General features: G+C 43.2%; 36 protein-coding genes. All 36 read right to left on the bottom strand.

Annotated features, from left to right (window positions below):
• Window positions 1-210 precede the first annotated feature (210 nt).
• A complete protein-coding gene (rpsK, locus tag AC0VYO_RS00875; RefSeq protein WP_048313348.1) occupies window positions 211-606 on the bottom strand; it encodes a 30S ribosomal protein S11 in 396 nt (131 codons plus the stop codon).
• 16 nt (window positions 607-622) lie between these two features.
• Window positions 623-988 (bottom strand): 30S ribosomal protein S13, encoded by a 366-nt coding sequence (gene rpsM, locus AC0VYO_RS00870; protein WP_048313347.1) that lies wholly within the window; start codon window positions 986-988, stop codon window positions 623-625.
• A 21-nt stretch (window positions 989-1,009) separates the two neighbouring features.
• On the bottom strand, window positions 1,010-1,123 hold the full coding sequence (gene rpmJ, locus AC0VYO_RS00865) for a 50S ribosomal protein L36 (protein ID WP_003720928.1): 114 nt from the start codon (window positions 1,121-1,123) through the stop codon (window positions 1,010-1,012).
• Between the two features lie 35 nt (window positions 1,124-1,158).
• On the bottom strand, window positions 1,159-1,377 hold the full coding sequence (infA, locus tag AC0VYO_RS00860) for a translation initiation factor IF-1 (protein WP_098445993.1): 219 nt from the start codon (window positions 1,375-1,377) through the stop codon (window positions 1,159-1,161).
• A complete protein-coding gene (locus AC0VYO_RS00855; RefSeq protein ID WP_475368290.1) occupies window positions 1,370-1,690 on the bottom strand; it encodes a KOW domain-containing RNA-binding protein in 321 nt (106 codons plus the stop codon). Before AC0VYO_RS00855 ends, infA begins: the two co-directional genes overlap by 8 nt.
• Before the next feature lie 16 nt (window positions 1,691-1,706).
• Window positions 1,707-2,453 carry a type I methionyl aminopeptidase gene (gene map, locus AC0VYO_RS00850; protein WP_194220304.1) on the bottom strand — a complete coding sequence of 249 codons (747 nt, stop codon included), beginning with the start codon at window positions 2,451-2,453 and terminating at the stop codon, window positions 1,707-1,709.
• Window positions 2,453-3,103, bottom strand: coding sequence for an adenylate kinase (locus AC0VYO_RS00845; protein WP_430246594.1), 651 nt, complete (start codon window positions 3,101-3,103; stop codon window positions 2,453-2,455). Before AC0VYO_RS00845 ends, map begins: the two co-directional genes overlap by 1 nt.
• Window positions 3,104-3,169: 66 nt before the next feature.
• Entirely contained in the window at window positions 3,170-4,465 is a 1,296-nt protein-coding gene (gene secY, locus AC0VYO_RS00840) for a preprotein translocase subunit SecY (protein WP_194220302.1), read from the bottom strand.
• The gene (rplO, locus tag AC0VYO_RS00835) at window positions 4,465-4,905 is read right to left on the bottom strand and encodes a 50S ribosomal protein L15 (RefSeq protein WP_098445988.1); all 441 of its coding nucleotides are present in this window, start codon (window positions 4,903-4,905) and stop codon (window positions 4,465-4,467) included. The genes secY and rplO overlap by 1 nt, the downstream gene beginning before the upstream one ends.
• Window positions 4,906-4,934: 29 nt before the next feature.
• A complete protein-coding gene (gene rpmD, locus AC0VYO_RS00830) occupies window positions 4,935-5,123 on the bottom strand; it encodes a 50S ribosomal protein L30 (RefSeq protein WP_194220301.1) in 189 nt (62 codons plus the stop codon).
• A gap of 14 nt (window positions 5,124-5,137) precedes the next feature.
• Window positions 5,138-5,638: a 30S ribosomal protein S5 gene (rpsE, locus tag AC0VYO_RS00825; protein WP_098445986.1), complete on the bottom strand. Its 501-nt coding sequence runs from the start codon at window positions 5,636-5,638 to the stop codon at window positions 5,138-5,140.
• Between the two features lie 18 nt (window positions 5,639-5,656).
• Complete coding sequence (gene rplR / locus AC0VYO_RS00820; RefSeq protein ID WP_430246595.1) at window positions 5,657-6,019, bottom strand: 50S ribosomal protein L18; 363 nt, start codon at window positions 6,017-6,019, stop codon at window positions 5,657-5,659.
• A 30-nt stretch (window positions 6,020-6,049) separates the two neighbouring features.
• Window positions 6,050-6,586, bottom strand: coding sequence for a 50S ribosomal protein L6 (gene rplF, locus AC0VYO_RS00815; protein ID WP_194220299.1), 537 nt, complete (start codon window positions 6,584-6,586; stop codon window positions 6,050-6,052).
• Between the two features lie 27 nt (window positions 6,587-6,613).
• The gene (rpsH, locus tag AC0VYO_RS00810) at window positions 6,614-7,012 is read right to left on the bottom strand and encodes a 30S ribosomal protein S8 (RefSeq protein ID WP_048313336.1); all 399 of its coding nucleotides are present in this window, start codon (window positions 7,010-7,012) and stop codon (window positions 6,614-6,616) included.
• A gap of 29 nt (window positions 7,013-7,041) precedes the next feature.
• On the bottom strand, window positions 7,042-7,227 hold the full coding sequence (gene rpsN / locus AC0VYO_RS00805; protein WP_098445982.1) for a 30S ribosomal protein S14: 186 nt from the start codon (window positions 7,225-7,227) through the stop codon (window positions 7,042-7,044).
• A 16-nt stretch (window positions 7,228-7,243) separates the two neighbouring features.
• Window positions 7,244-7,783: a 50S ribosomal protein L5 gene (rplE, locus tag AC0VYO_RS00800; protein WP_194220298.1), complete on the bottom strand. Its 540-nt coding sequence runs from the start codon at window positions 7,781-7,783 to the stop codon at window positions 7,244-7,246.
• A 25-nt stretch (window positions 7,784-7,808) separates the two neighbouring features.
• Window positions 7,809-8,120 (bottom strand): 50S ribosomal protein L24, encoded by a 312-nt coding sequence (rplX, locus tag AC0VYO_RS00795; protein WP_404684302.1) that lies wholly within the window; start codon window positions 8,118-8,120, stop codon window positions 7,809-7,811.
• 41 nt (window positions 8,121-8,161) lie between these two features.
• A complete protein-coding gene (gene rplN, locus AC0VYO_RS00790; RefSeq protein WP_098445980.1) occupies window positions 8,162-8,530 on the bottom strand; it encodes a 50S ribosomal protein L14 in 369 nt (122 codons plus the stop codon).
• Window positions 8,531-8,575: 45 nt separating this feature from the next.
• The gene (gene rpsQ / locus AC0VYO_RS00785) at window positions 8,576-8,839 is read right to left on the bottom strand and encodes a 30S ribosomal protein S17 (protein WP_194220296.1); all 264 of its coding nucleotides are present in this window, start codon (window positions 8,837-8,839) and stop codon (window positions 8,576-8,578) included.
• Window positions 8,840-8,859: 20 nt separating this feature from the next.
• The gene (gene rpmC, locus AC0VYO_RS00780; RefSeq protein ID WP_048313330.1) at window positions 8,860-9,063 is read right to left on the bottom strand and encodes a 50S ribosomal protein L29; all 204 of its coding nucleotides are present in this window, start codon (window positions 9,061-9,063) and stop codon (window positions 8,860-8,862) included.
• The gene (rplP, locus tag AC0VYO_RS00775) at window positions 9,053-9,487 is read right to left on the bottom strand and encodes a 50S ribosomal protein L16 (RefSeq protein WP_048313329.1); all 435 of its coding nucleotides are present in this window, start codon (window positions 9,485-9,487) and stop codon (window positions 9,053-9,055) included. Before rplP ends, rpmC begins: the two co-directional genes overlap by 11 nt.
• A 3-nt stretch (window positions 9,488-9,490) precedes the next feature.
• The gene (rpsC, locus tag AC0VYO_RS00770) at window positions 9,491-10,150 is read right to left on the bottom strand and encodes a 30S ribosomal protein S3 (RefSeq protein ID WP_098445978.1); all 660 of its coding nucleotides are present in this window, start codon (window positions 10,148-10,150) and stop codon (window positions 9,491-9,493) included.
• A 3-nt stretch (window positions 10,151-10,153) separates the two neighbouring features.
• A complete protein-coding gene (gene rplV / locus AC0VYO_RS00765; RefSeq protein ID WP_048313327.1) occupies window positions 10,154-10,495 on the bottom strand; it encodes a 50S ribosomal protein L22 in 342 nt (113 codons plus the stop codon).
• Between the two features lie 20 nt (window positions 10,496-10,515).
• Window positions 10,516-10,794, bottom strand: a complete 279-nt coding sequence (rpsS, locus tag AC0VYO_RS00760) for a 30S ribosomal protein S19 (RefSeq protein WP_048313326.1) — start codon at window positions 10,792-10,794, stop codon at window positions 10,516-10,518.
• Between the two features lie 58 nt (window positions 10,795-10,852).
• A complete protein-coding gene (rplB, locus tag AC0VYO_RS00755; protein WP_194220295.1) occupies window positions 10,853-11,683 on the bottom strand; it encodes a 50S ribosomal protein L2 in 831 nt (276 codons plus the stop codon).
• Between the two features lie 28 nt (window positions 11,684-11,711).
• Entirely contained in the window at window positions 11,712-11,996 is a 285-nt protein-coding gene (gene rplW / locus AC0VYO_RS00750) for a 50S ribosomal protein L23 (RefSeq protein ID WP_194220294.1), read from the bottom strand.
• On the bottom strand, window positions 11,996-12,619 hold the full coding sequence (rplD, locus tag AC0VYO_RS00745; protein ID WP_475366290.1) for a 50S ribosomal protein L4: 624 nt from the start codon (window positions 12,617-12,619) through the stop codon (window positions 11,996-11,998). Before rplD ends, rplW begins: the two co-directional genes overlap by 1 nt.
• A 17-nt stretch (window positions 12,620-12,636) precedes the next feature.
• Window positions 12,637-13,272, bottom strand: a complete 636-nt coding sequence (rplC, locus tag AC0VYO_RS00740) for a 50S ribosomal protein L3 (protein ID WP_430246599.1) — start codon at window positions 13,270-13,272, stop codon at window positions 12,637-12,639.
• Between the two features lie 46 nt (window positions 13,273-13,318).
• Window positions 13,319-13,627 (bottom strand): 30S ribosomal protein S10, encoded by a 309-nt coding sequence (rpsJ, locus tag AC0VYO_RS00735; RefSeq protein ID WP_098445973.1) that lies wholly within the window; start codon window positions 13,625-13,627, stop codon window positions 13,319-13,321.
• A 376-nt stretch (window positions 13,628-14,003) separates the two neighbouring features.
• Window positions 14,004-15,194 carry an elongation factor Tu gene (tuf, locus tag AC0VYO_RS00730; protein ID WP_194220291.1) on the bottom strand — a complete coding sequence of 397 codons (1,191 nt, stop codon included), beginning with the start codon at window positions 15,192-15,194 and terminating at the stop codon, window positions 14,004-14,006.
• Window positions 15,195-15,300: 106 nt separating this feature from the next.
• Window positions 15,301-17,379 (bottom strand): elongation factor G, encoded by a 2,079-nt coding sequence (gene fusA, locus AC0VYO_RS00725; RefSeq protein ID WP_194220290.1) that lies wholly within the window; start codon window positions 17,377-17,379, stop codon window positions 15,301-15,303.
• Window positions 17,380-17,425: 46 nt separating this feature from the next.
• The gene (gene rpsG / locus AC0VYO_RS00720) at window positions 17,426-17,896 is read right to left on the bottom strand and encodes a 30S ribosomal protein S7 (RefSeq protein ID WP_194220289.1); all 471 of its coding nucleotides are present in this window, start codon (window positions 17,894-17,896) and stop codon (window positions 17,426-17,428) included.
• 40 nt (window positions 17,897-17,936) lie between these two features.
• Window positions 17,937-18,359, bottom strand: a complete 423-nt coding sequence (gene rpsL, locus AC0VYO_RS00715; protein WP_475368289.1) for a 30S ribosomal protein S12 — start codon at window positions 18,357-18,359, stop codon at window positions 17,937-17,939.
• A 112-nt stretch (window positions 18,360-18,471) separates the two neighbouring features.
• Window positions 18,472-18,720, bottom strand: coding sequence for a 50S ribosomal protein L7ae-like protein (locus AC0VYO_RS00710; protein ID WP_194220287.1), 249 nt, complete (start codon window positions 18,718-18,720; stop codon window positions 18,472-18,474).
• 86 nt (window positions 18,721-18,806) lie between these two features.
• Window positions 18,807-22,427 carry a DNA-directed RNA polymerase subunit beta' gene (gene rpoC, locus AC0VYO_RS00705; protein ID WP_283153200.1) on the bottom strand — a complete coding sequence of 1,207 codons (3,621 nt, stop codon included), beginning with the start codon at window positions 22,425-22,427 and terminating at the stop codon, window positions 18,807-18,809.
• Window positions 22,428-22,462: 35 nt separating this feature from the next.
• Window positions 22,463-26,005 carry a DNA-directed RNA polymerase subunit beta gene (rpoB, locus tag AC0VYO_RS00700; protein ID WP_194220285.1) on the bottom strand — a complete coding sequence of 1,181 codons (3,543 nt, stop codon included), beginning with the start codon at window positions 26,003-26,005 and terminating at the stop codon, window positions 22,463-22,465.
• Window positions 26,006-26,066 lie beyond the last annotated feature (61 nt).

Below are 26,066 nucleotides of genomic sequence, written 5' to 3'. Positions count from 1 at the left end.
TTAGACATGCTGTCTAACCGAATAATCCCCTTAGGTGGTTCAAATACCAACAACCTAATTATGATTCGTCAACCGTCAACAATTTATACATTATCATTATTGACATGTTCATCAATTGTATACCGATAGATTGAATCTTTCCATAAGAGATTGTTCAAAACCAGGCATTCTCCCGAAGGGAACATCTACGTTTTTGAACTCTCTACTACCTTAGACTCTACGACGTTTTGGCGGACGGCAGCCGTTATGAGGTACTGGAGTTACGTCACGGATCGCAGTAACCTCTAGACCTACAGCTTGAAGTGCACGAATTGCAGCTTCACGACCAGCACCAGGGCCTTTAACAGAAACTTCTACAGTTTTCATGCCGTGCTCCTGTGCAGTTTTACCTGCAGTTTCAGCAGCCATTTGAGCAGCGAATGGAGTAGACTTACGAGAACCTTTGAAGCCCATGTTTCCGGAAGTTGCCCAAGAAATCGCATTTCCGTGAGTATCAGTAATCGTAATGATTGTGTTGTTAAAAGTGGAACGGATATGAGCTACTCCACTCTCAACATTCTTTTTCACGCGCTTTTTACGTGTATTTGCTTTACGTTGTTTAGCCATTTGTTAATTACCTCCCTTACTTCTTCTTGTTAGCTACTGTACGGCGAGGGCCTTTACGAGTACGAGAGTTGTTCTTCGTATGTTGACCTCGGACAGGAAGACCACGACGGTGGCGGATACCACGATAAGAACCGATTTCGATTAGACGTTTAATGTTAAGTGAGATTTCACGACGAAGATCACCCTCAACCTTAATTTTGTCTACTACTTCACGGATTTTTCCGAGCTCTTCTTCAGTTAAGTCGCGTACACGAGTGTCTTCAGAAACACCAGCGTCAACTAGAACTTGTTTCGCAGTTGTTTTACCGATTCCATAAACGTAAGTTAACGCGATTACGATGCGCTTTTCGCGTGGAACATCAATACCAGCAATACGTGCCATTACGTTGCACCTCCTTATATATTAGCCTTGTTTTTGCTTATGCTTTGGATTTTCACAGATAACCATGACTTTCCCTTTACGGCGAATAACTTTACATTTTTCACACATTGGTTTTACTGACGGTCTTACTTTCATTATTTTAACCCTCCTTATATACGGAGATTAATTTCTTATTTATATCGATACGTGATACGACCACGTGATAAGTCATATGGAGAAAGCTCAACAGTTACTTTGTCACCTGGTAGAATACGGATGTAATGCATACGTATCTTTCCGGATACGTGAGCAAGAATCTTATGACCGTTTTCGAGTTCTACTCGAAACATTGCATTCGGTAGAGGTTCGATAACCGTGCCTTCCATTTCAATTACTTCTTCTTTAGCCATCTACTTGCTCTCCCTCCTTTAAATCAATGACGTGTTCATTCATATACTTTGAGATCGCGAAACGTAGCTTGCCATTTGTGACACGGCCCGTTTCTTCAAGACTTCGCTTTACCTCAGGAGATATATACTCTACCAGCTCAAGGTGTGCGAGGTTCTTCCGCTTAGGACGATCAAACTTTCGTTTGTCACCATCGGCTAAGAAAACATAACGTTCATCAACAATCCCTACAATCACGCTATATTGTTCAGCGTCTCTTCCCCGTCTATTCCAAACGATCTGACCGATCTCGGGAACGGTATCCGACTCTTTCACGAACCATCACCTTCACTTAGGCTTTTGTTAGTATTTCATATCCTTCTTCTGTAACGGCAATCGTATGCTCGAAATGAGCACAGTTCTTACCGTCAGTTGTTACTACAGTCCAATTATCCGAAAGTGTTCGAACGTAGCGAGAGCCCAGATTCACCATTGGCTCTACTGCAAGGACCATCCCCTGCTTAAGCCTCGGTCCTTTTCCTGGAGGACCGTAATGGGGAATTTGAGGATCTTCATGAAGGTCCTGACCTACACCATGACCAACATATTCTCGTACAATCGAAAAACCCTCAGCTTCGGCATATGCTTGGATCGCATGAGAAATATCAGAAAGCCTCCTACCGGCCTTCGTCTCATTCAACCCTTTATATAACGATTCCTCGGTAACTTTTAACAACCGTTCGTCTTCTTCTGAGATAGTGCCAACAGGATAGGTCCAGGCTGAATCGCCATGATAACCATTATACTTAGCACCAATATCAATGCTAATTATATCTCCCTCCGCCAACACGCGATCTCCTGGAATACCATGTACAAGCTCTTCATTGACTGAAGCGCATATACTTCCAGTAAATCCATTGTAACCCTTAAAGGAAGGAATTGCACCAAGCTGACGAATAAACCGATCGGCAATCGTATCCAGCTCTTTTGTCGTAACTCCAGGCTTGATGTGCTTCTGTAGTTCTTGATGTGTTAACGCGACAATTTTGCCTGCTTCTCGCATGATATCAAGTTCACGAGGAGTCTTGCAAATAATCATTACGACAACCCTTTTAGGAGTTGGTCGACATCTTCAAACACCTCATTGATGTCTCTGTTGCCATCAATCGTTTTAAGATAGCCCTTGCCTTCATAAAAGGTCAACAATGGCTGCTGTTGCTGCTTGTTGACTTCGAGGCGAGTTCGCACAGTTTCTTCCTTATCATCATCACGTTGATAAAGTTCTCCACCGCACTTATCACAAATTCCATCTTCTTTAGGTGGATTAAAGATTACGTGATAGGTTGCTCCACAATTTCGGCAAACGCGACGTCCAGTCAAACGCTGCATGAGTTGATCTTCCTCGACTGCAATGTTTACCACGTAGTCAAGTTTTTTACCAAGATCGGCTAAGATCGTTTCAAGCGCATCAGCCTGTGCGACGGTTCTTGGAAAACCATCGAGGAGAAATCCTTTTTCGCAATCATCTTTTCCTAAACGCTCCCGTACTATACCGATAGTTACTTCATCAGGTACGAGGTTTCCAGAATCCATGTACTCTTTTGCTTTTAGACCAAGAGGCGTTCCTTCTTTGATCGCTGCTCGGAACATATCTCCAGTAGAGATATGAGGGATACCATACTTTTCGACAATCTTTTCTGCCTGGGTTCCTTTTCCGACACCCGGAAGCCCCATTAATACTAGATTCATCTAATCCCTCCGCACGTCACCCAATCGAGGATGAAGGAGGGGAAGAAAGCTCTTCCCGGTTTATCCTCAAGATTTAATAAAGCCTTTATAATGACGTTTAATTAATTGACTTTCAATTTGCTTCATCGTATCAAGCGCTACCCCAACAACGATCAGCAAGCTTGTTCCGCCGATTTGCAGCGTCTGCGGCAGTCCTGCTACGGTTGTGAAAAATACCGGAATAATCGATATAACAGCAAGGAAAAGTGCTCCTACAAACGTTAAACGGTAGAGAATTCGTGTAATGTACGTTTCAGTAGCATTACCCGGACGAATACCAGGAATGTATCCACCCTGTTTTTTCAGATTCTCAGCCATTTTCTCCGGATTTACCTGGACGAACGTATAGAAATACGTAAATCCAATGATGAGTAACGCATACACGACCATACCAATAGGCTGTGTATAGTCAAACACCCTTACGATCCATTCCGTTACCGAATTATCTCCGAACAACCTGGCGATCGTTGGTGGAGTAATGATCAGTGATATCGCAAAAATAACTGGAATAACACCTGCTGCATTAACTTTAATCGGTAAGTGTGTGGATTGACCACCAACTTGTCTGCGGTTAACAGTTCTTTTTGCATATTGAATTGGAATTTTACGAAGACCTTGTTGAACAAAGATAACAGCGACAACAATTGCAAGTGCAGCTAGTGCAATAATAACAAGTGTAACGATGTTAATGAACAACTCATCCTGAGAACCCTCAAACATCTGAGCATAAAGCTGATTAAGCCCTGGAGGAATTGCAGCTACAATCCCAGCAAAGATGATGATTGAAATTCCGTTTCCAACGCCTTTTGCAGTGATCTGTTCGCCTAACCACATCAAAAAAGCCGTTCCGGCTGTTAAAACAAGAGAAATATTAAGATACGTTAGTACACCGGGATTACTAATCAACTGACCTCCAACAATATTGTTAAACCCGATTGAAAGTCCAACACCTTGGACAAGTCCAAGTGCGATCGTCCCATAACGAGTAACTTGTGTTAGCTTTTTACGTCCGGCTTCGCCCTGTTTAGACCATTCGGTAAACTTAGGAACGACGTCCATTTGTAAAAGCTGCACAATGATAGAAGCAGTGATGTAAGGCATAATTCCCATGGCAAAGATGGAGAAGTTTTGCAACGCTCCACCGCCAAAGGTGTTGAGAACTCCGAAGAGACTCATTTGATCTTGAAATTGAAGTACATCTCTGTTCACACCAGGAACCGGTATGAATGTTCCGATACGGAACACGACAAGCATGAGTAGGGTGAAAATAACTTTATTTCTAATATCACCTACGCGCATAATGTTGGAGATTGCTTGGAACATTAGATCACCTCAGTATTTCCGCCTGCCGCTTCAATCGCCTCTTTTGCAGAAGCAGAGAACTTGTGGGCTTTCACGGTAAGCTTTTTCTCAAGCTTACCATTACCTAGAATCTTAATTCCAGCTTTTTCTTTGCTAACTACGCCAGATTCTAAAAGAAGCTCTGGAGAAACTTCAGTTCCATCTTCAAAACGGTTCAACGAATCAAGATTAACAATCGCGAACTCTTTACGGTTCATGTTTGTAAATCCACGTTTCGGTAGACGTTTAAAAATTGGAAGCTGTCCTCCTTCGAAACCGACGCGTACACCGCCGCCAGAACGAGCTTTTTGACCTTTTTGACCACGGCCAGATGTCTTACCGTTACCAGTAGCAATACCGCGACCAAGTCTGTTGCGTTCTTTACGAGAACCTTCAGATGGTTTTAGTTCGTGTAGTTTCATTGTGGGCACCTCCTCAATGTATAGATTTTTTACGCATCAATTTCGTTAACAGTTACAAGGTGAGATACCTTGTTGATCATACCGCGAATCGCAGGATTGTCGCTATGAACAACCGTGTGATGCATCTTTTTAAGTCCAAGTGTTTTTACCGTCACGCGTTGGTCTTGAGGGCGACCAATCACACTACGTGTGAGGGTGATTTCTAATTGCTTAGCCATCTAATTTCCCTCCCTTAACCTAGTAGCTCTTCTACAGATTTTCCACGAAGCTTCGCAACGTCTTCAGCACGCTTAAGGTTTTCAAGGCCATTAAGAGTTGCACGCACCATGTTAATCGGATTGTTAGATCCAAGAGACTTCGATAGAATGTCACCTACACCAGCGAGTTCAAGTACCGCACGAACAGGTCCGCCAGCGATAACTCCTGTACCTTCAGAAGCAGGCTTCAATAGTACGTTACCAGCTCCGAAGTGGCCTGTGATTTGGTGAGGAATTGTTGTTCCAACGACTGGAACAGTAATTAAGTTCTTTTTCGCATCTTCAATAGCTTTGCGAATAGCTTCAGGAACTTCCTGTGCTTTACCAGTTCCGAATCCAACGTGACCGTTTTTATCTCCGACAACTACGATTGCTGCAAAGCGGAAACGACGTCCACCTTTTACAACCTTCGCTACGCGGTTAACGGTAACTACGCGTTCTTCAAGTTCTAGTTTGTTAGCATCAATGCTAGGCATGAGTTAACCTCCTTTTTATTAAAATTTCAGTCCTGCTTCACGCGCTGCGTCTGCAAGAGCTTTCACACGTCCGTGATAGAGGTATCCTCCGCGGTCGAAAACCACTACAGAATAACCTGCTTCTACAGCACGCTTTGCAATTGTTTCTCCGACCTTCACAGCTGCTTCTGTGTTACCGCCGTGTTTAACGTCAATTCCTTCTTCCATACTTGAAGCTCCAACGATTGTAACACCTTTAGTGTCATCGATAAGCTGAGCATAGATGTTCTTGTTAGAACGGAATACGTTTAGACGCGGACGTTCAGTAGTACCGGTAACTGTGCGACGAACGCGAGCGTGTCTTTTTTGACGCGCTTTGTTTTTATCGGCCTTAGTGATCATTAAAGTCACTCCTTTCCGCTAGGTTTTTACCTATTTACCTGTTTTACCTTCTTTACGACGTACATATTCGCCTTCGTAACGAATTCCTTTGCCTTTATAAGGTTCTGGAGTACGGACAGCGCGGATGTTTGCTGCAACAGCTCCAACGCGTTCTTTATCGATTCCTTTAACAACAACTTTTGTGTTTGAAGGAACTTCAATGTCAATACCTTCTTCAGGTACCATCTCAACTGGGTGAGAGTACCCTACGTTAAGGATTAGTTTCTGACCGGATTTACTAGCACGGTAACCAACCCCGATGATTTCAAGACCTTTTTCAAAGCCTTTAGTCACACCTTCAACCATGTTAGCGATCAGGCTGCGAGTTGTACCGTGAAGTGCACGGTGCTCTTTATGATCTGAAGGACGAGCTACTGTTAGCACGTTCTCTTCAATGTTTACTTTGATATCAGAGCTGAATGAACGAGAAAGTTCCCCTTTAGGTCCTTTAACCGTTACAACGTCTTCTTTGATATCAATTGTTACACCACTTGGGATTTCAATCGGTTTAAGTCCGACACGTGACATAATTACACCTCCATTCTGCTTTAAGAATTACCAAACGTACGCTAGAACTTCTCCGCCTACTTGCTGTTGACGAGCTTCTTTGTCCGTCATAATTCCTTTAGAAGTAGAAACAAGAGCGATTCCTAGACCGCCAAGTACACGTGGTACTTCGTCTGCTTTAGCGTATACGCGAAGACCAGGTTTACTGATTCGCTTTAATCCAGTGATAACTCGTTCGTTATTTGAACCGTATTTTAAGAAGATACGGATGATTCCTTGTTTGCTGTCTTCGATCATTTCAACATCACGCACAAAACCTTCACGTTTGAGGATTTCAGCGATGCTTCTTTTCGAATTAGATGCAGGAAACTCAAGTTTTTCGTGACGAACAGTGTTCGCATTACGAATTCTTGTAAGCATATCTGCGATTGGATCAGTCATGACCATTAGTAATTACCTCCTTCCCTATTTCGGGTTTACCAGCTAGCCTTTTTAACGCCTGGGATTTGACCTTTGTGTGCAAGTTCCCGGAAACAAATACGGCAAAGTTTAAATTTACGAATAACAGAGTGAGGACGTCCGCAACGTTCACAACGAGTGTATTCTTGAACTTTAAACTTAGCTTGACGCTGTTGTTTCGCGATCATTGATTTTTTCGCCACAATTTTCCCTCCTTACTTACTTTTGAAATGGCATACCTAGGTTAGTCAACATTTCACGGCTCTCTTCGTCCGTATTAGCTGTTGTTACGATAACGATGTCCATTCCGCGTACTTTATTTACTTTATCGTAATCAATTTCAGGGAAAATCAACTGCTCTTTAATACCAAGTGTGTAGTTACCACGACCATCGAATGCTTTCTTAGAAATACCTCTGAAGTCACGTACACGTGGTAGTGATACAGAAATAAGTTTATCTAGGAATTCAAACATACGAGTTCCGCGCAATGTAACTTTTGCACCAATCGGCATGTCTTCACGAAGCTTAAAGCCAGCGATAGACTTCTTAGCACGAGTGATAAGTGGTTTTTGACCTGAGATTAACTCAAGTTCTTCAACAGCTGTATCAAGAGCTTTCGGGTTCTGTACAGCATCACCAACACCCATGTTGATTACGATTTTCTCAAGTTTTGGAACTTCCATAACAGAGGAATAGTTAAATTTCTCCATCAATGCAGGTTTAGTTTCATTTTGATACTTTTCTTGGAAACGATTCATCGGATTGACCTCCTTTCGCTACGAACTACTTATCGAGTACTTCACCGGATTTTTTTGAGATACGAACTTTCTTCCCGTTGTCTACTTTGTATCCAACGCGAGTAGGTTCACCAGACTTCGGATCAAGCGCCATTACGTTAGAAACATGAACCGCAGCTTCCTGTTCGATGATTCCACCTTGAGGATTAGCCTGGGATGGTTTCGAATGTTTCTTAACAAGGTTGACACCTTCAACGATAACTCTATCTTTTTTCGGGTAAGCTTCAAGGATCACACCTTGTTTACCTTTATCCTTACCAGAAATAACTTTTACTTTATCTCCCTTTTTTACGTGCATAAGGTCGCGCACCTCCTTACAAGGCATCTATTTTCAAATGATTAAAGAACTTCTGGAGCAAGAGAAACGATTTTCATGAACTGGTTGTCGCGTAGTTCGCGAGCAACTGGTCCGAAAATACGTGTTCCGCGCGGTCCTTTGTCATCACGGATAACAACCGCTGCGTTTTCGTCAAATTTGATATATGAACCATCTTGACGACGAACGCCAGATTTACTGCGTACAATAACAGCTCTTACGACTTCACCCTTCTTAACAACGCCTCCAGGTGTTGCCTGTTTCACCGAACAAACAATTACGTCACCGATATTAGCAGTTTTGCGACCGGAGCCACCAAGAACTTTGATACATAGCAATTCGCGTGCACCAGAGTTGTCTGCTGATTTCAAACGAGATTCCTGTTGAATCATCTAGAAAGACCTCCCTTCGGACATTATTCAATGATCCGAGTTCATTTAGATAATAACTGCTTCTACAACTACTTCCATAAGACGGAAACGCTTATCTTTAGAAACTGGACGAGTTTCCATGATAGTTACCACGTCGTTGATTTTTGCAGTGTTGTTTTCATCATGTGCTTTAAACTTCTTAGAATACTTAACGCGTTTACCGTATAACGGGTGCATTTTGTATGTCTCAACCATAACAGTAATTGTCTTATCCATTTTGTCAGAGACTACACGCCCAGTGTATACTTTGCGATTATTGCGTTCGCTCATTTCGCAAACCTCCCCTCATATTAACCGTTTGTGATTCCTAACTCTCTTTCACGCAAAACAGTGTTTGCGCGAGCGATTGATTTACGGACTTCACGAATGCGGGCTGGGTTTTCCAGTTGACCTGTAGCAAGTTGAAAGCGAAGATTGAAAAGTTCTTCTTTAAAAGATTTCGCTTTCTGCTCGATTTCGGCAGTGGTCAAGTTACGAATTTCCTCAGCTTTCATTTGTGTCACCACCCACTTCTTCGCGTTTTACGAACTTAGTTTTAATAGGCAATTTGTGAGAAGCAAGACGAAGTGCTTCGCGCGCTACTTCTTCAGATACGCCTGCAATTTCAAAACAGATTTTCCCTGGCTTTACTACAGCTACCCAACCTTCAGGAGCACCTTTACCGGAACCCATTCGTACTTCAAGTGGTTTAGCAGTGTAAGGCTTTGATGGGAAAATTTTAATCCAAACTTTACCGCCACGTTTCATGTAACGAGTCATAGCGATACGAGCTGCTTCGATTTGACGGTTTGTGATCCAGCTAGCTTCAAGAGCTTGTAGACCATATTCACCAAATGCTACTTCAGTGCCACCTTTAGCACGTCCGCGCATTTTTCCGCGATGTTCTCTGCGGTATTTAACACGTTTAGGTAACAACATGATTTATTTTCCCCCTTCCTCTTTTTGCGTTCCTTTCGTTGGAAGGACTTCACCACGATAGATCCAAATCTTCACACCAAGCTTACCGTAAGTAGTATCTGCTTCTGCAGTACCATAATCGATGTCAGCACGAAGTGTGTGAAGAGGTACAGTACCTTCACTGTATGATTCAGAACGAGCAATATCAGCACCGTTTAGACGGCCAGATACTTGCGTTTTAATACCTTTTGCTCCGGATCTCATTGCACGCTGAATTGTTTGCTTCATAGCGCGACGGAATGAAACGCGGTTTTCAAGTTGACGAGCGATGTTATCAGCAACTAGAGTTGCGTCGATGTCAGCTTGTTTGATTTCGAAAATGTTAACGTGAACTTTCTTACCTGTTAGTTCCGCGAGAGACTTACGAAGAGACTCAACTTCAGAACCACCTTTACCGATTACCATACCAGGTTTAGCAGTTTTCACTGTAACATTCACTCGGTTTGCTGCACGTTCGATTTCAACAGCTGAAACAGATGCATCTTTCAAACGTTTTTCAATATATTCACGAATTTTAATATCTTCGTGTAAAAGGTTAGCGTAATCTTTGTCTGCGTACCATTTAGACTCCCAATCACGAATGACACCAATTCGAAGTCCTACCGGATTAATTTTCTGACCCACTCGTTATCCCTCCTTCTTTTCTGATACCACGACTGTGATATGGCTAGTACGCTTGTTAATGCGGCTAGCTCTACCCATAGCGCGTGGGCGGAAACGTTTCATTGTTACTCCTTCGTCCACAAACACTTGAGAAACCGTAAGATTGTTCGGTTCTAGCTCAAGATTATGCTCTGCATTAGCGATCGCAGAGTTAAGCACTTTCTCAACTACTGGAGAAGCAGCTTTGTTTGTGTTGCGCAAAATCGCAATAGCTTCACCGACTTGCTTTCCTCGAATGAGATCTACGACTAAGCGTGCTTTACGAGGAGCAATACGCACGTGTTTTGCAACAGCTTTAGCTTGCATTCGTTGTACCTCCCCTCAAATTAACGTCTAGTTTTTTTGTCATCTGCAGCGTGCCCGCGATATGTGCGAGTTGGAGCAAATTCACCAAGTTTGTGGCCGACCATGTCTTCAGTAACATAAACCGGTACATGCTTGCGTCCATCATATACTGCAAAAGTGTGTCCAATAAATTCTGGGAATACTGTTGAACGACGAGACCAAGTTTTGATAACTTTTTTGTCGCTCTTTTCATTTAAGTCTTCGACCTTTTTCATTAAATGATCGTCGACAAAAGGTCCTTTTTTCAAACTACGACCCATTTGTGAACCTCCCTTTTGAGATTATGCTACGGCTCCATGGAACCGTAGGAAAATCTCGTTATTTTTTACGACGTCGTACAATGTACTTGTCAGAGTCTTTGTTTTTCTTACGTGTCTTAAATCCAAGGGTTGGTTTGCCCCATGGTGACATTGGTGATTTACGTCCGATCGGCGCACGACCTTCACCACCACCGTGTGGGTGATCAACTGGGTTCATTACAGAACCACGAACTGTAGGACGAATGCCCAACCAGCGAGAACGACCAGCTTTACCAATATTGATAAGCTCGTGCTCAAGGTTACCAACCTGACCGATTGTAGCGCGGCAAGTAGATAGAATCATACGAGTTTCTCCAGAACGAAGACGCACTAGTACGTATCTGCCTTCTTTACCAAGAAGCTGAGCTTCTGCGCCAGCAGAACGAACAAGCTGTCCGCCGCGGCCTGGTTTAAGTTCGATGTTGTGAATAGTAGTACCAACTGGGATGTTGATTAGTGGAAGAGCGTTTCCTACTTTAATGTCAGCTTCAGCGCCAGACATGATTTCAGTTCCTACTTTAATTCCTTTTGGAGCAAGAATGTAACGCTTCTCTCCATCAGCATAGTTGATAAGAGCGATGTTAGCAGAGCGGTTTGGATCGTACTCGATCGTAGCAACGCGTCCTGGTATTCCATCTTTGTCTCGTTTAAAGTCGATAACACGGTATTTACGCTTGTGACCGCCACCTTGGTGACGAACTGTCAAGCGACCTTGGTTGTTACGACCGCCTTTTCTATGAATCGGTGCAAGCAACGATTTTTCCGGCTGGTCTGTTGTGATTTCAGCAAAATCAGATACTGACATACCACGACGACCGTTTGTGGTCGGTTTATACTTTTTAATCGCCATTCTTATTTCCCTCCTTCACTATTAATTTTTAGCCTTCAAAGAAGTCCAATTCTTTGCTTTCTGGTGTAAGCGTCACGATAGCTTTTTTGCGACGTGGTGTAAATCCGCTGTGGCGGCCAACACGTTTCTTTTTACCCATATAGTTCTGAGTGTTAACTCCTGCAACTTTAACTCCGAAGATTTCTTCTAGAGCACTCTTGATTTGAGTTTTGTTAGCACGAGTATCAACTTCGAAAGTATACTTTTTGTCTGCCATTACATCTGTAGTAGCTTCTGTAATAACGGGGCGCTTGATGATATCACGAGCGTTCATTACGCTAGCACCTCCTCTACTTGTTCCACAGCGTCTTTTGTCATAACTAGTTTGTCAGCTTTAAGGACATCAAGGATGTTAAGTCCAGCTGAAGTTACAACAGTAACACCAGGAATATTGCGTGCAGATAATGCAACTGCTTCGTTATAGTCTCCTGTAACGATAAGCGCCTTGTTTTCTGCAGATAAGCTTGATAGTACTGATTTCATTTCTTTTGTTTTTGGAGCATCAAAAGAAATGCTGTCCACGATGACCATATCCTCTGTTTGTACTTTAGAAGACAAAGCAGAACGGATTGCCAAACGGCGAACTTTTTTAGGTAGCTTGTAAGAATAGCTTCTTGGTGTCGGACCAAATACTACTCCACCGCCAACCCATTGTGGTGAACGGATTGAGCCCTGACGAGCACGACCTGTTCCTTTTTGGCGCCATGGTTTAGCTCCACCACCGCGTACTTCTGAACGATTTTTTACGTCATGATTACCTTGACGCATAGATGCTTGTTGCATGATAACCGCATCATACATAACACTTTCGTTTGGTTCGATGCCGAAGATTGCTTCAGCGAGTTCGATGTCGCCGACCTGTGCTCCGGTTTGGTTGAACATTGTTACTTTAGGCACTTGGATATCCTCCCTTCTTACTTAGCTTCTTTTGCTTTAACCGCGCTTTGGATAGTTACGTAGCTCTTCTTAGCTCCAGGTACGTTACCTTTTACTAGAATGACGTTACGTTCTAAATCTACTTTAACGATCTCAAGGTTTTGTACAGTTACACGTTCGCCACCCATGCGACCAGGTAGAAGTTTACCTTTCATAACACGCATTGGATCGATAGGTCCCATTGAACCTGGACGACGGTGATAACGAGAACCGTGAGTCATTGGTCCGCGAGATTGGTTGTGGCGCTTAATTGCACCTTGGAAACCTTTCCCTTTAGACGTACCAGTTACATCAACTACGTCACCTTCGTTAAAGATATCTACCTTGACTTCCTGACCAATTTCGTAACTACCTTCTGCGTTACGAATTTCTTTCACGAAGCGCTTAGGTGTTGTGCTAGCTTTTGTAGCATGGCCTTCTTCAGGCTTGTTGAAGCGAGACTTCTTCTTGTCAGCAAAACCAACTTGGATTGCTTCGTAGCCGTCTGTATCAACCAATTTCTTTTGAAGGACAACGTTTGGTTCTGCTTCAATAACAGTTACCGGGATAATATCTCCGTTGTCAGCAAAAACTTGTGTCATGCCTACTTTTCTTCCTAAGATTCCTTTGGTCATTCGTCACACCTCCTAATTGTTTTTAAATGATTTATTTAGCGTTATATTAAAGTTTAATTTCGATGTCAACGCCAGACGGTAGGTCCAAACGCATTAACGAGTCAACCGTTTGTGGTGTAGGCTCGATGATGTCGATAAGACGCTTATGCGTACGCATTTCAAACTGCTCACGAGAATCTTTGTACTTGTGTACAGCACGTAGAATTGTGTAAACAGATTTTTCCGTCGGCAACGGGATTGGTCCGGATACTTGAGCACCTGAACGTTTTGCTGTTTCTACAATTTTCTCAGCAGACTGATCTAGAATACGGTGATCATATGCTTTTAAACGAATACGAATCTTTTGCTTTGCCATTATTTCCCCTCCTTTATCGCCCATATTGTTATAGACAGTTCTCCGTGAAAATAAACCCAACACACTCGCCATGGCAAAGGGGCCGGGTGTGTCAGCAACCTTCCACATCATCGCTGTTTATGACCAACATTCTTATTATACTAAATTAAGCGCCTATATGCAAGGTTAAGCTCAATTAGAAAAGTATGTCGATCGCACACTCTTGATAGTATAACGGCCTGCGCCGAAAAATGCAAGGTCTAAAAGCAATTTCAGACTATTCAATGAATCGGTTGTAATTTCAAATGGTTCTGATCGAACCCATTTGTCTAATCTAACATAGATTCAAAATAAAAAACACCCGGAAAAATCCGGGTGTTTTGTTAAATCAATGAGATTACTCAGTGATTGTTGCTACAACGCCTGCGCCTACAGTACGTCCACCTTCACGGATAGAGAACTTAGTTCCATCTTCGATTGCGATTGGAGCGATAAGTTCAACTGTCATTTCGATGTTGTCTCCAGGCATAACCATTTCTACGCCTTCAGGAAGAGCGATTGTACCAGTTACGTCAGTTGTACGGAAGTAGAACTGAGGACGGTAGTTAGCGAAGAATGGAGTGTGACGTCCACCCTCTTCTTTAGAAAGAACGTAAACTTCAGCTTGGAACTTAGTGTGAGCTTTTACAGTTCCTGGCTTAACAAGAACTTGTCCACGCTGAATGTCGTCGCGGGATACACCACGAAGAAGTGCACCAATGTTGTCACCAGCTTCAGCATAGTCAAGAAGCTTACGGAACATTTCAACACCAGTAACTGTTGTTTTCTTGTTCTCTTCAGCAAGACCAAGAATTTCAACTTCGTCACCGACTTTGATTTGTCCACGCTCAACACGGCCAGTTGCTACTGTACCACGACCAGTGATTGAGAATACGTCCTCAACTGGCATCATGAATGGCTTGTCAGTGTCACGTGTTGGAGTTGGGATATACTCATCAACAGCGTCCATAAGTTCATAAATCTTAGCTTCGTAGTCAGCGTCGCCTTCTAGAGCTTTAAGAGCAGAACCTTTGATTACTGGAACTTCATCGCCATCGAAGTCGTATTCAGAAAGAAGATCACGAACTTCCATTTCAACTAGTTCAAGTAGTTCTTCGTCGTCAACCATGTCGCATTTGTTCAAGAATACAACTAGAGTTGGTACACCAACTTGACGAGCAAGAAGGATGTGTTCACGAGTTTGTGGCATTGGACCGTCAGCAGCAGAAACTACTAGGATTCCTCCGTCCATTTGTGCAGCACCAGTGATCATGTTTTTAACATAGTCAGCGTGACCTGGGCAGTCAACGTGTGCATAGTGACGGTTTTCAGTTTCGTACTCAACGTGTGCAGTTGAGATTGTAATTCCACGTTCGCGCTCTTCAGGAGCACCATCAATTTGATCATAAGCCATAGCAGTACCGCTACCTGAACGCTTATGAAGCACTGAAGTGATCGCAGCTGTTAGAGTTGTTTTACCATGGTCAACGTGTCCAACTGTACCAACGTTAACATGGGGCTTGGAGCGGTCGAATTTTTCTTTAGACATTAGTGTTTCCTCCTTTGATTACCAAGAAATTATCTATGCCAAGATAGGCGTATGAATGAATCAATCTCGCCTATCTTAGATTACAACAAAAGTTGGTTTGCTACAATTATTCGCCTGTAGCTTTTTTAATGATTTCTTCAGAAATTGATTTAGGTACTTGCTCGTAGTGATCGAAAGTCATTGTATAAGTACCACGACCTTGTGTACGTGAGCGAAGCGTAGTTGCATAACCAAACATTTCTGATAGTGGTACGAACGCGTTAATAACCTGAGCGTTTCCGCGTGCAGTCATACCTTCAACACGTCCACGACGGCTAGTTACATCGCCCATGATGTCTCCCAAGTATTCTTCTGGAACTACAACTTCAACTTTCATCATAGGCTCAAGAAGAGCAGGGTCACAAACAGTCTTAGCTTTTTTCAAAGCCATAGATGCTGCGATCTTAAATGCCATTTCGTTTGAGTCAACGTCATGGTAAGATCCATCAACAAGACGAGCTTTCACGTCGATTAGTGGGTAGCCTGCAAGCAGACCGTTGGCCATTGAATCGCGAAGTCCTGCTTCAACTGCAGGGATATATTCACGTGGAACAACACCACCGACAATTTTGTTTTCAAATTCAAATCCAGCGCCTTCTTCGTTAGGTTCAAATTCAACCCATACGTGTCCGAATTGTCCACGACCACCGGACTGACGTACGAATTTACCTTCAACCTTACCGGCTTTACGGATTGATTCGCGATAAGCAACCTGAGGTGCCCCAACAGTTGCTTCAACTTTAAACTCACGGCGTAAACGGTCAACGATGATATCAAGGTGAAGTTCACCCATTCCAGAAATGATCGTTTGGCCAGTTTCTTCGTTTGTTTCAGTTTTGAAAGTTGGATCCTCTTCAGCAAGCTTAGCTAGAGCAACAGCCATTTTATCTTGGTCACTCTTAGTCTTAGGCTCGATTGCTACTGAGATAACCGGATCTGGGAAGTCCATAGACTCAAGGATAACAGTATCCTTTTCATCACATAGAGTGTCACCAGTAGAAGTATCTTTCAGACCAACTGCCGCTGCGATATCTCCTGCGTAAACAGTTGAGATTTCTTCACGGGAGTTAGCGTGCATCTGAAGAATACGGCCTACACGTTCGCGCTTATCTTTAGTCGAGTTCTTAACATAAGAACCAGAAGAAAGCGTTCCTGAGTAAACACGGAAGAATGTAAGCTTACCAACGTAAGGGTCAGTCATTACTTTAAATGCAAGTGCAGAGAAAGGACCATTATCGTCAGCTGTGCGAATTACTTCTTCTTCAGAATCTTTTAGATGACCTTTAATTGCTGGAACATCAAGTGGTGAAGGTAGGTAGTCAAGTACAGCATCAAGAACAAGCTGAACGCCTTTGTTCTTAAATGCAGAACCACAAAGTACAGGATAGAATTCAACGTTACAAGTTCCTTTACGGATTGCAGCTTTGATTTCTTCAACTGTCAATTCTTCACCTTCAAGATATTTCATCATAAGGTCTTCTTCAAGCTCAGCTACAGCCTCAATAAGCTTCGTGCGGTACTCTTCAGCTTGTTCCTTGTATTCAGCAGGAATTTCGCGTGATTCTGTACGTGAACCAAGATCATCAAGATAATAGAAAGCTTCCATTGTGATGAGATCAATGATTCCTTCGAAGTCATCTTCAGCACCAATTGGTAGCTGAATAGGGTGTGCATTAGCTTGTAAACGCTCAGTTAGTGTACCTGTGGAGTATAGGAAGTCTGCTCCGAGTTTATCCATTTTGTTAATGAATACGATACGCGGTACGCCGTAGTTAGTAGCTTGACGCCAAACAGTTTCTGTTTGTGGTTCAACACCAGATTGTGCATCAAGTACTGCAACTGCTCCATCCAATACACGCAATGAACGTTCAACTTCTACTGTGAAGTCTACGTGACCAGGCGTGTCAATGATGTTAACACGGTGGTCTTTCCACTGGGCAGTGGTAGCAGCAGAAGTGATCGTGATTCCACGCTCCTGCTCCTGCTCCATCCAGTCCATCTGTGATCCACCCTCGTGAGTTTCACCAATTTTGTGGATACGCCCTGAGTAGAAAAGAATACGCTCAGTAGTTGTTGTTTTACCAGCATCGATGTGAGCCATGATACCGATATTACGTGTATCTCTTAAGGAGAATTCTCTTGCCATTAGTATTTCTCCTTCCTTTTATAAAGGGATTTGGGTTGTGTGCTGATTACCAACGGTAGTGAGCAAATGCTTTGTTAGCTTCAGCCATTTTGTGCTGTTCTTCACGCTTCTTAACAGAAGCACCTGTGTTGTTAGCAGCATCCATAATTTCGTTAGCAAGTCTTTCTACCATAGTCTTTTCACCGCGAAGACGGGAATAGTTCACAAGATAGCGAAGACCTAGAGTTGTACGACGATCAGGACGTACTTCAACTGGTACCTGGTAGTTTGCACCACCAACACGACGAGCGCGTACTTCAAGTACTGGCATAACGTTCTTCATCGCTTGGTCAAATACTTCCATAGCCTCTGTGTTTGTACGTTCCTGAATAAGATCAAATGCTTTGTATAGCACCTGTTGAGCTTTACCTTTCTGACCGTCTACCATAAGGCGGTTGATCAGGCGAGTAACTAGCTTGGATTTGTAAATTGGATCTGGTAATACGTCACGACGTTCTACTGGACCTTTACGTGGCATGGGTTAACCCCCTTTCATGTTTTAGTTAATTTTATAGCTATCATTTCTTAGCTGGTTTCGGTCTCTTAGTACCGTATTTAGAACGACCTTGTCTACGGTCGTTAACACCTGCAGTGTCAAGCGCACCACGAACAATGTGGTAACGTACACCCGGTAAATCCTTAACACGACCTCCGCGGATTAGCACTACACTGTGCTCCTGAAGGTTGTGACCGATACCCGGGATATAAGCAGTTACTTCAATTCCGTTAGTAAGACGAACACGAGCGTATTTACGCAATGCGGAGTTCGGCTTCTTAGGAGTCATCGTACCTACACGAGTACACACACCACGTTTTTGTGGAGATGAAAGATCAGTATGAGACTTTTTGAAGCTATTATATCCTTTGTTCAATGCTGGAGAATCTGATTTCTTTGATTTAGAAACGCGTCCCTTGCGAACAAGTTGGTTAATAGTTGGCATTTTGTTTTCCTCCCTTCTTTTGTTAATAGCAAGCCCACACATCCAGGTGGTTCATGTATAGATAAAAGGAAAGTTTTTGCCTGACAGGGCATGCCTTGCCCGGCAAAAACGGTTATGCTTTTATCGTAACTGTTGCTGCGCCTACTTCGATTCCACATGCCTTACCTAGCTTCTTCATAGAATCCACTCGGTAAACTGGTATGCTTTTCTCTTCGGCGAGTGCAACAACTTTAGAAGTTACCCTGCGATCAGCGTCGTCAGCGATGAAAACTTCCTTCGCTTCTCCAATCTGGAGGGCCTTTAGAGTTTGTTTCGTTCCGATAATCAATTCATCTGCCTGTGATACTTTTTCATAAGACAAGAACATATCCTCCAAAGTAACAGGATTATCGGAAGTACCTTGGATATAATATCACCCTGTACTTCCGATGTCAACACTTCCCCTGTTTATTCTTGACTAACTAACGCACTTTCTTCTTGTTCTAAAAGCTCTTCAGCCTCTTGTGCTTCACCTGCTACGTTGATTCTACGGTAACGTTGCATACCAGTACCTGCCGGAACAAGTTTACCGATAATAACATTTTCCTTAAGACCAAGTAGCTCATCACGCTTACCTTTGATAGCTGCATCAGTTAGGACACGAGTTGTTTCCTGGAAGGATGCTGCTGATAAGAATGATTCAGTTTCAAGAGACGCTTTAGTAATACCAAGAAGAACCGGACGACCAGTTGCAGGTAAGCCACCTTGTTTAAGAACTTTACGGTTAACACCTTTAAACTGGTGAATATCGATAAGGGATCCTGGCAACACTTCAGTATCGCCCGCATCAATAACACGAATCTTACGCATCATCTGACGAACCATAACTTCAACGTGTTTATCGCCAATTTCAACACCCTGCATACGGTAAACCTTTTGCACTTCTGCAAGTAGGTATTCTTGAACGCCGTCAATACCACTAATTGTTAGAAGTTGTTTAGGGTCAATCGAACCTTCAGTTAGAGGTTGACCAGCCTTCACTTCATCTCCTACAACTATTTTCAAACGAGCGCCGTATGGAACAGGGTAGTTTCTTGTTTCAGTTTCACCTTGAACGACAATCTCTTTCTTCTCTTTCACCTCAGCCAAATCAATCACTTTACCATCAAGTTCAGACACAACAGCCTGACCTTTAGGGTTACGTGCTTCAAATAGCTCCTGGATACGAGGAAGACCCTGAGTAATATCGTCTCCGGCAACACCACCTGTGTGGAATGTACGCATTGTCAACTGTGTACCTGGTTCACCGATTGATTGAGCAGCGATAATTCCAACTGCTTCACCAACTTCTACACGAGTACCAGTTGCAAGGTTACGTCCATAACACTTCTTACAAACGCCATGACTAGTGCTACAAGTAAAGGCAGAGCGGATATAGACGTTCTCAATACCAGCTTCTACGATTTCAGTAGCAATGTCTTCTGTAATTAGGTTATTTTTCTCAACAAGAACTTCGTTCGTCTCAGGATGTCTAACTTTCTTAAAGGCAACACGGCCAACAAGACGGTCAAACAACCCTTCGATTAATTCATTTCCATTCTTAATCGCACTAACTTCAAGGCCGCGATCCGTACCACAATCGTCTTCACGAACAATAACATCCTGTGCCACGTCAACAAGACGACGAGTAAGGTAACCTGAGTCAGCTGTTTTAAGGGCCGTATCGGCAAGACCTTTACGAGCACCGTGTGTTGAAATAAAGTACTCAAGCACTGTTAGACCTTCGCGGAAGCTGGATTTGATTGGAAGTTCAATGATCTGTCCAGATGGGTTTGCCATCAATCCACGCATACCTGCGAGCTGAGTAAAGTTAGATGCGTTACCACGAGCACCTGAATCACTCATCATAAAGATTGGGTTATCTTTTTCGAGTCGATTCATTAGTTTTTCCTGGATACGATCTTTCGCACTACTCCAAATCGCAATAACACGATCATATCGCTCGTCGTCAGTAATAAGACCACGACGGAATTGCTTAAGAACTTTTTCGACTTTCTCTTCAGCCTCATGAACAATTTCTTGTTTCTCAGCAAGTACCACTACGTCAGCTACACCAACGGTAATACCAGCTTTAGTTGAGAATTTGAAACCAAGATCTTTCATGCGGTCAAGCATACGAGACGTTTCAGTCACTTTGAATCGCTTAAACACCTCGGCGATGATTTTACCAAGAATACCTTTCTTAAATGGTGAAATCAATTCGCGCTGAGCAATTTCTTCTTTCACATTCACTCCGTGAGGAAGGAAGTAATTTTCCGGTGTGGCGATTTCAAGGTTATTTGTCGTCGGTTCATTAATATATGGGAATGACTCCGGAAGAATTTCGTTGAAAATCAACTTACCAACCGTTGTCACAAGCAATTGCTTGTTCTGCTCTTCAGTAAAGGCAGATTTATTCAATGATGCAGCAGGGATTGCTACGCGAGAATGAAGATGTGCAAATCCATTCTGGTAAGCAATTAATGCTTCATTTGTATCTTTGTAAACAGAACCCTCACCGATTGCTCCTTCACGTTCCATAGTAAGGTAGTAGTTACCTAGAACCATATCCTGTGACGGCGTAACAACTGGTTTACCATCTTTCGGGTTAAGGATGTTCTGTGCTGCAAGCATTAAGATACGTGCTTCAGCTTGTGCTTCAGCAGATAACGGTACGTGGACGGCCATTTGGTCACCATCGAAGTCAGCATTGTAAGCTGTACATACGAGTGGGTGAAGACGAATCGCGCGCCCTTCAACTAGAATGGGTTCAAACGCCTGAATTCCAAGTCTGTGAAGCGTTGGTGCACGGTTTAAAAGAACTGGATGTTCTTTAATTACGTTTTCCAAAACGTCCCAAACTTCAGGGTGAACTTTTTCTACTTTACGTTTCGCACTCTTAATGTTGTGTGCAAGACCTTTTGATACAAGCTCCTTCATTACGAAAGGTTTGAACAATTCAAGCGCCATTTCTTTTGGAAGTCCACATTGATACATCTTCAAGTGAGGACCTACAACGATAACGGAACGACCTGAATAGTCAACACGCTTACCTAGTAGATTCTGACGGAAACGACCTTGCTTCCCTTTCAGCATGTGAGAAAGAGATTTCAAAGGACGGTTACCAGGACCTGTTACTGGACGACCACGACGGCCGTTATCAATAAGGGCATCGACAGCTTCTTGAAGCATACGCTTCTCGTTCTGCACGATAATACTAGGAGCACCAAGATCTAACAAACGTTTCAAACGATTATTGCGGTTAATTACACGACGATACAGATCGTTTAAATCCGATGTCGCAAATCGTCCGCCGTCAAGCTGTACCATAGGACGAAGCTCTGGAGGAATAACCGGAAGAACATCTAAAATCATCCATGACGGGTTATTTCCTGAACCACGAAATGCCTCAAGTACTTCAAGACGTTTAATCGCACGAGTTCTACGTTGACCTTGTGCAGTTTTAAGCTCTTCTTTAAGGATATCTACTTCTTTATCAAGGTCGATATCAAACAGTAGTCTGCGGATTGCTTCCGCACCCATTTCTGCAGAGAATGTTTTACCATACTTTTCACGGTATGCACGGTATTCTTTTTCAGAAAGAAGTTGTTTCTTCTCAAGCGGTGTGTCTCCAGCTTCAGTGACAACATAAGAAGCAAAATAAATAACTTCTTCTAGTGCACGCGGAGACATGTCGAGAACAAGTCCCATACGACTTGGAATGCCTTTAAAGTACCAGATGTGAGAGACAGGAGCAGCAAGCTCGATGTGCCCCATTCTCTCACGACGGACTTTTGCACGTGTTACTTCAACACCGCAGCGATCACAAACGACTCCTTTATAACGGATACGTTTGTATTTCCCACAATGACATTCCCAGTCTTTTGTGGGTCCAAAGATTCGCTCACAGAAAAGACCATCTTTCTCTGGCTTCAAGGTACGGTAGTTAATGGTTTCTGGCTTCTTAACTTCTCCTCTTGACCAAGAGCGGATTTTAGCCGGTGACGCCAGACCGATTTTCATATACTCAAATTTATTGACATCTATCAAGGGGCCTACCTCCCTTTAGAATTCAGGTTTAACCCTTACTCACTCGCCTGATTTGACCCAACATTCAAGTTTAATTTCTCACTGGATTGGTCTTCTTCATCGTCTAACTCTTTCATTTCAATTTCTTGCTCATCACTTGCTAGCATTTTGACATCCATACCAAGCGACTGCAATTCTTTGATTAGAACTTTAAACGATTCTGGAATACCAGGCTCAGGAACATTTTCGCCTTTTACGATTGCTTCGTAAGTCTTAACACGTCCAACAACATCATCCGACTTCACAGTCAAAATCTCTTGAAGGGTATATGCAGCACCATATGCTTCGAGTGCCCATACTTCCATCTCACCGAAACGCTGTCCACCGAATTGTGCTTTACCACCAAGCGGTTGCTGCGTAACAAGTGAATATGGTCCAGTAGAACGTGCGTGAAGCTTGTCATCCACCATGTGAGCAAGTTTGATCATATACATGACACCGACAGAAATGCGGTTATCAAATGGTTCGCCTGTGCGACCATCGTAAAGAACAGTTTTACCATCACGTGGCATTCCTGCTTCTTCTAGTGTTTCCCATACGTCTTCTTCACGAGCTCCATCAAATACCGGTGTTGCTACGTGAATTCCAAGTGCACGTGCGGCCATACCGATATGCAACTCTAGTACCTGTCCAATGTTCATACGAGAAGGAACACCTAGAGGATTCAACATGATATCGATCGGAGTTCCATCAGGCAAGTATGGCATATCTTCTTCAGGAAGAATCCTAGAGATTACACCTTTGTTACCATGACGTCCCGCCATTTTATCTCCTTCATGAATCTTACGCTTCTGTACAATATAAACACGAACAAGTTGATTTACTCCCGGAGGAAGCTCATCGCCGTCTTCACGGTTAAAGATCTTCACATCAAGTACAATACCATCTCCGCCGTGAGGTACACGTAGAGAAGTATCACGAACTTCACGAGCTTTTTCTCCAAAGATTGCATGAAGTAGACGTTCTTCAGCAGTTAGCTCTGTTACACCTTTAGGAGTAACTTTACCTACAAGGATATCTCCGTCTTTCACTTCAGCACCCATGCGTATAATTCCGCGCTCATCAAGGTTACGCAATGCGTCTTCCCCAACATTCGGAATGTCACGAGTGATTTCTTCAGGTCCTAGCTTTGTATCGCGAGCTTCTGATTCGTACTCTTCGATGTGAATTGAGGTATAAACGTCATCTTTTACAAGACGTTCGCTCATAATAATAGCATCCTCGTAGTTGTAACCTTCCCATGTCATAAACCCGACTAGGACGTTACGCCCAAGGGCCATTTCACCTTTTTCCATTGAAGGTCCGTCGCCAAGGATTTCTCCTTTTACAACGCGATCGCCTTCAACAACAATAGGCTTTTGGTTATAGCACGTTCCCTGGTTGGAACGAATGAATTTAAGCAATTTGTAACGATCAAGATCGCCTTTCACTTCCTGTCCATCAATGACGGAGATACGACGAACATGAATTTCTGCAGCAGATGCAAACTCGACTAGACCGTCATGCTTACAAATCACAGCAGCACCGGAATCTTTTCCGTTAACATGCTCCATACCTGTTCCGACAATTGGTGCTTCAGGAACCATCAAAGGTACAGCTTGACGCTGCATGTTCGCACCCATAAGCGCACGGTTGGAGTCATCATTCTCAAGGAACGGAATACAAGCCGTTGCGGCCGAAACTACCTGTTTCGGTGATACGTCCATGTAATCAATTTTTTCACGAGCGATGATAATGTTTTCGCTACGGAAACGAGCAACAATATCTTCGTCTTGGAATGAACCATCATCGTGTAGCTTAGCATTTGCCTGTGCCACAACGTAGTTATCCTGTTCATCAGCAGTTAGGTAGTCAATAAACTCCGTCACTTTACCTGTTTCAGGATCTACTCTGCGGTATGGCGTTTCAATAAAGCCAAATTTATTAACTCTCGCATAAGAAGACAATGAGTTAATAAGTCCGATGTTTGGTCCCTCTGGAGTTTCGATCGGACACATTCTGCCATAGTGGGAGTAATGTACGTCACGAACTTCAAAGCCAGCACGCTCACGTGTTAAACCACCAGGTCCTAGAGCAGATAAACGACGCTTGTGAGTTAACTCAGCTAGCGGGTTTGTCTGATCCATAAACTGGGACAACTGAGAGCTACCAAAGAATTCTTTAATAGAAGCGATAACAGGACGAATGTTGATAAGCGCCTGAGGCGTAATAACGTTCGTATCCTGAATAGACATACGTTCACGAACGACACGTTCCATACGAGATAAACCGATACGGAATTGGTTCTGAAGTAGTTCACCTACAGAACGAAGACGACGGTTACCTAGGTGATCAATGTCATCTGTGTTACCTACTTGATGTAGAAGGTTAAAGAAATAGTTAATAGAAGAAATGATGTCGCCAGGTGTGATATTCTTCACGCCTGTTTCAACTCCACCATTACCAATTACATTAATGACTCTTTCCCCTTCTGGATCATCAGGTGCGTATACCTTAATGGATTGCAGACCGATAGACTCATCTTCAATTACTCCACCGTGAGGTTCAACGTCTTTAAATCCAACGTTAGTCTCTAGAGCAGGAAGGATTCTGTCCAGTAGACGACGATCAAGGATCGCGCCTTCTTCTGCAATCACTTCGCCTGTTTCAGGATCAACAAGCGTTTCCGCAAGACGTTGATTGAATAGACGATTTTTAATATGAAGCTTCTTGTTAATCTTGTAACGTCCTACGTTCGCAAGATCATAGCGCTTTGGATCAAAAAAGCGAGAATCAAGTAAGCTTTTGGCGTTATCGACAGTCGGAGGCTCGCCAGGACGTAAGCGTTCGTAGATTTCTAGAAGCGCTTTTTCCGTGCCGTCCGTGTTGTCTTTTTCCAGGGTATTGCGAAGATACTCATCTTCACCTAGGAGATCTATGATTTCTTGATCAGACCCAAACCCTAACGCTCTGAGCAGCACCGTAATTGGTAGCTTTCTAGTACGATCAATTCGTACATAGACAATATCTTTGGCATCAGTTTCAAATTCCAGCCATGCTCCTCGGTTTGGAATGACAGTAGCTGTATATCCTTTTTTGCCGTTCTTATCGATCTTTTCACTATAGTAGACACTTGGAGAACGCACGAGCTGAGATACGATTACGCGTTCTGCCCCATTAATAATAAACGTACCTGTTTCAGTCATTAATGGGAAGTCACCCATGAACACTTCCTGTTCCTTTACTTCGCCTGTTTCTTTATTGATCAAGCGTACTTTTACACGTAAAGGCGCAGAATAGGTCACATCTCGCTCTTTGGTTTCTTCCACGGGATACTTAGGTTCACCGAGGCTGTAATCAATAAATTCCAGCACAAGATTACCAGTGAAATCTTCGATTGGAGAAATATCCTGAAACATTTCTCGTAAACCCTCATCAAGAAACCATTGATAAGAAGCCGTTTGAATCTCAATTAGATTTGGCAAATCCAACACTTCTTTGATTCGCGCGTAGCTTCTTCTTTGGCGGTGGCGTCCATACTGAACTAGTTGGCCTGTCAAATGATTCACCCCTCAAATCCAGCGTATTTATTTTCTTAGCCCAATGATATTCTGTTTTAAA

Source organism: Anaerobacillus sp. 63XJN7_4_ISO-PGPR-S23-413 (assembly GCF_056173725.1).
This window is presented reverse-complemented; position numbering and strand designations above follow the sequence as displayed.

What these genes read in the sequence shown, in the direction of transcription:
- secY (WP_194220302.1), bottom strand. Translation starts at nt 4,465, where the DNA reads ATGTTCCAAGCAATCTCCAACATTATGCGCGTAGGTGATATTAGAAAT.
- rplF (WP_194220299.1), bottom strand. Translation starts at nt 6,586, where the DNA reads ATGTCACGTGTCGGACTTAAACCGATTGAAATCCCAAGTGGTGTAACA.
- rplR (WP_430246595.1), bottom strand. Translation starts at nt 6,019, where the DNA reads ATGATCACTAAGGCCGATAAAAACAAAGCGCGTCAAAAAAGACACGCT.
- map (WP_194220304.1), bottom strand. Translation starts at nt 2,453, where the DNA reads ATGATTATTTGCAAGACTCCTCGTGAACTTGATATCATGCGAGAAGCA.
- rplE (WP_194220298.1), bottom strand. Translation starts at nt 7,783, where the DNA reads ATGAATCGTTTCCAAGAAAAGTATCAAAATGAAACTAAACCTGCATTG.
- rpsL (WP_475368289.1), bottom strand. Translation starts at nt 18,359, where the DNA reads ATGCCAACTATTAACCAACTTGTTCGCAAGGGACGCGTTTCTAAATCA.
- rpmC (WP_048313330.1), bottom strand. Translation starts at nt 9,063, where the DNA reads ATGAAAGCTGAGGAAATTCGTAACTTGACCACTGCCGAAATCGAGCAG.
- rplW (WP_194220294.1), bottom strand. Translation starts at nt 11,996, where the DNA reads ATGAACGCTCGTGATATCATCAAGCGCCCCGTTATTACAGAAGCTACT.
- rpsJ (WP_098445973.1), bottom strand. Translation starts at nt 13,627, where the DNA reads ATGGCAAAGCAAAAGATTCGTATTCGTTTAAAAGCATATGATCACCGT.
- rplB (WP_194220295.1), bottom strand. Translation starts at nt 11,683, where the DNA reads ATGGCGATTAAAAAGTATAAACCGACCACAAACGGTCGTCGTGGTATG.
- rplN (WP_098445980.1), bottom strand. Translation starts at nt 8,530, where the DNA reads ATGATTCAACAGGAATCTCGTTTGAAATCAGCAGACAACTCTGGTGCA.
- rpsS (WP_048313326.1), bottom strand. Translation starts at nt 10,794, where the DNA reads ATGGGTCGTAGTTTGAAAAAAGGACCTTTTGTCGACGATCATTTAATG.
- rpsQ (WP_194220296.1), bottom strand. Translation starts at nt 8,839, where the DNA reads ATGAGCGAACGCAATAATCGCAAAGTATACACTGGGCGTGTAGTCTCT.
- rplX (WP_404684302.1), bottom strand. Translation starts at nt 8,120, where the DNA reads ATGCACGTAAAAAAGGGAGATAAAGTAAAAGTTATTTCTGGTAAGGAT.
- rpmD (WP_194220301.1), bottom strand. Translation starts at nt 5,123, where the DNA reads ATGGCTAAGCAATTAGAAATCACCCTCACACGTAGTGTGATTGGTCGC.
- AC0VYO_RS00845 (WP_430246594.1), bottom strand. Translation starts at nt 3,103, where the DNA reads ATGAATCTAGTATTAATGGGGCTTCCGGGTGTCGGAAAAGGAACCCAG.
- rpmJ (WP_003720928.1), bottom strand. Translation starts at nt 1,123, where the DNA reads ATGAAAGTAAGACCGTCAGTAAAACCAATGTGTGAAAAATGTAAAGTT.
- rpsG (WP_194220289.1), bottom strand. Translation starts at nt 17,896, where the DNA reads ATGCCACGTAAAGGTCCAGTAGAACGTCGTGACGTATTACCAGATCCA.
- rpsK (WP_048313348.1), bottom strand. Translation starts at nt 606, where the DNA reads ATGGCTAAACAACGTAAAGCAAATACACGTAAAAAGCGCGTGAAAAAG.
- rpsE (WP_098445986.1), bottom strand. Translation starts at nt 5,638, where the DNA reads ATGCCTAGCATTGATGCTAACAAACTAGAACTTGAAGAACGCGTAGTT.
- rplC (WP_430246599.1), bottom strand. Translation starts at nt 13,272, where the DNA reads ATGACCAAAGGAATCTTAGGAAGAAAAGTAGGCATGACACAAGTTTTT.
- fusA (WP_194220290.1), bottom strand. Translation starts at nt 17,379, where the DNA reads ATGGCAAGAGAATTCTCCTTAAGAGATACACGTAATATCGGTATCATG.
- rplP (WP_048313329.1), bottom strand. Translation starts at nt 9,487, where the DNA reads ATGTTGTTACCTAAACGTGTTAAATACCGCAGAGAACATCGCGGAAAA.
- rplV (WP_048313327.1), bottom strand. Translation starts at nt 10,495, where the DNA reads ATGCAAGCTAAAGCTGTTGCAAAACACGTGCGTATTGCTCCTCGTAAA.
- rpsH (WP_048313336.1), bottom strand. Translation starts at nt 7,012, where the DNA reads ATGGTCATGACTGATCCAATCGCAGATATGCTTACAAGAATTCGTAAT.
- tuf (WP_194220291.1), bottom strand. Translation starts at nt 15,194, where the DNA reads ATGTCTAAAGAAAAATTCGACCGCTCCAAGCCCCATGTTAACGTTGGT.
- infA (WP_098445993.1), bottom strand. Translation starts at nt 1,377, where the DNA reads ATGGCTAAAGAAGAAGTAATTGAAATGGAAGGCACGGTTATCGAACCT.
- rplO (WP_098445988.1), bottom strand. Translation starts at nt 4,905, where the DNA reads ATGAAACTACACGAACTAAAACCATCTGAAGGTTCTCGTAAAGAACGC.
- rpsM (WP_048313347.1), bottom strand. Translation starts at nt 988, where the DNA reads ATGGCACGTATTGCTGGTATTGATGTTCCACGCGAAAAGCGCATCGTA.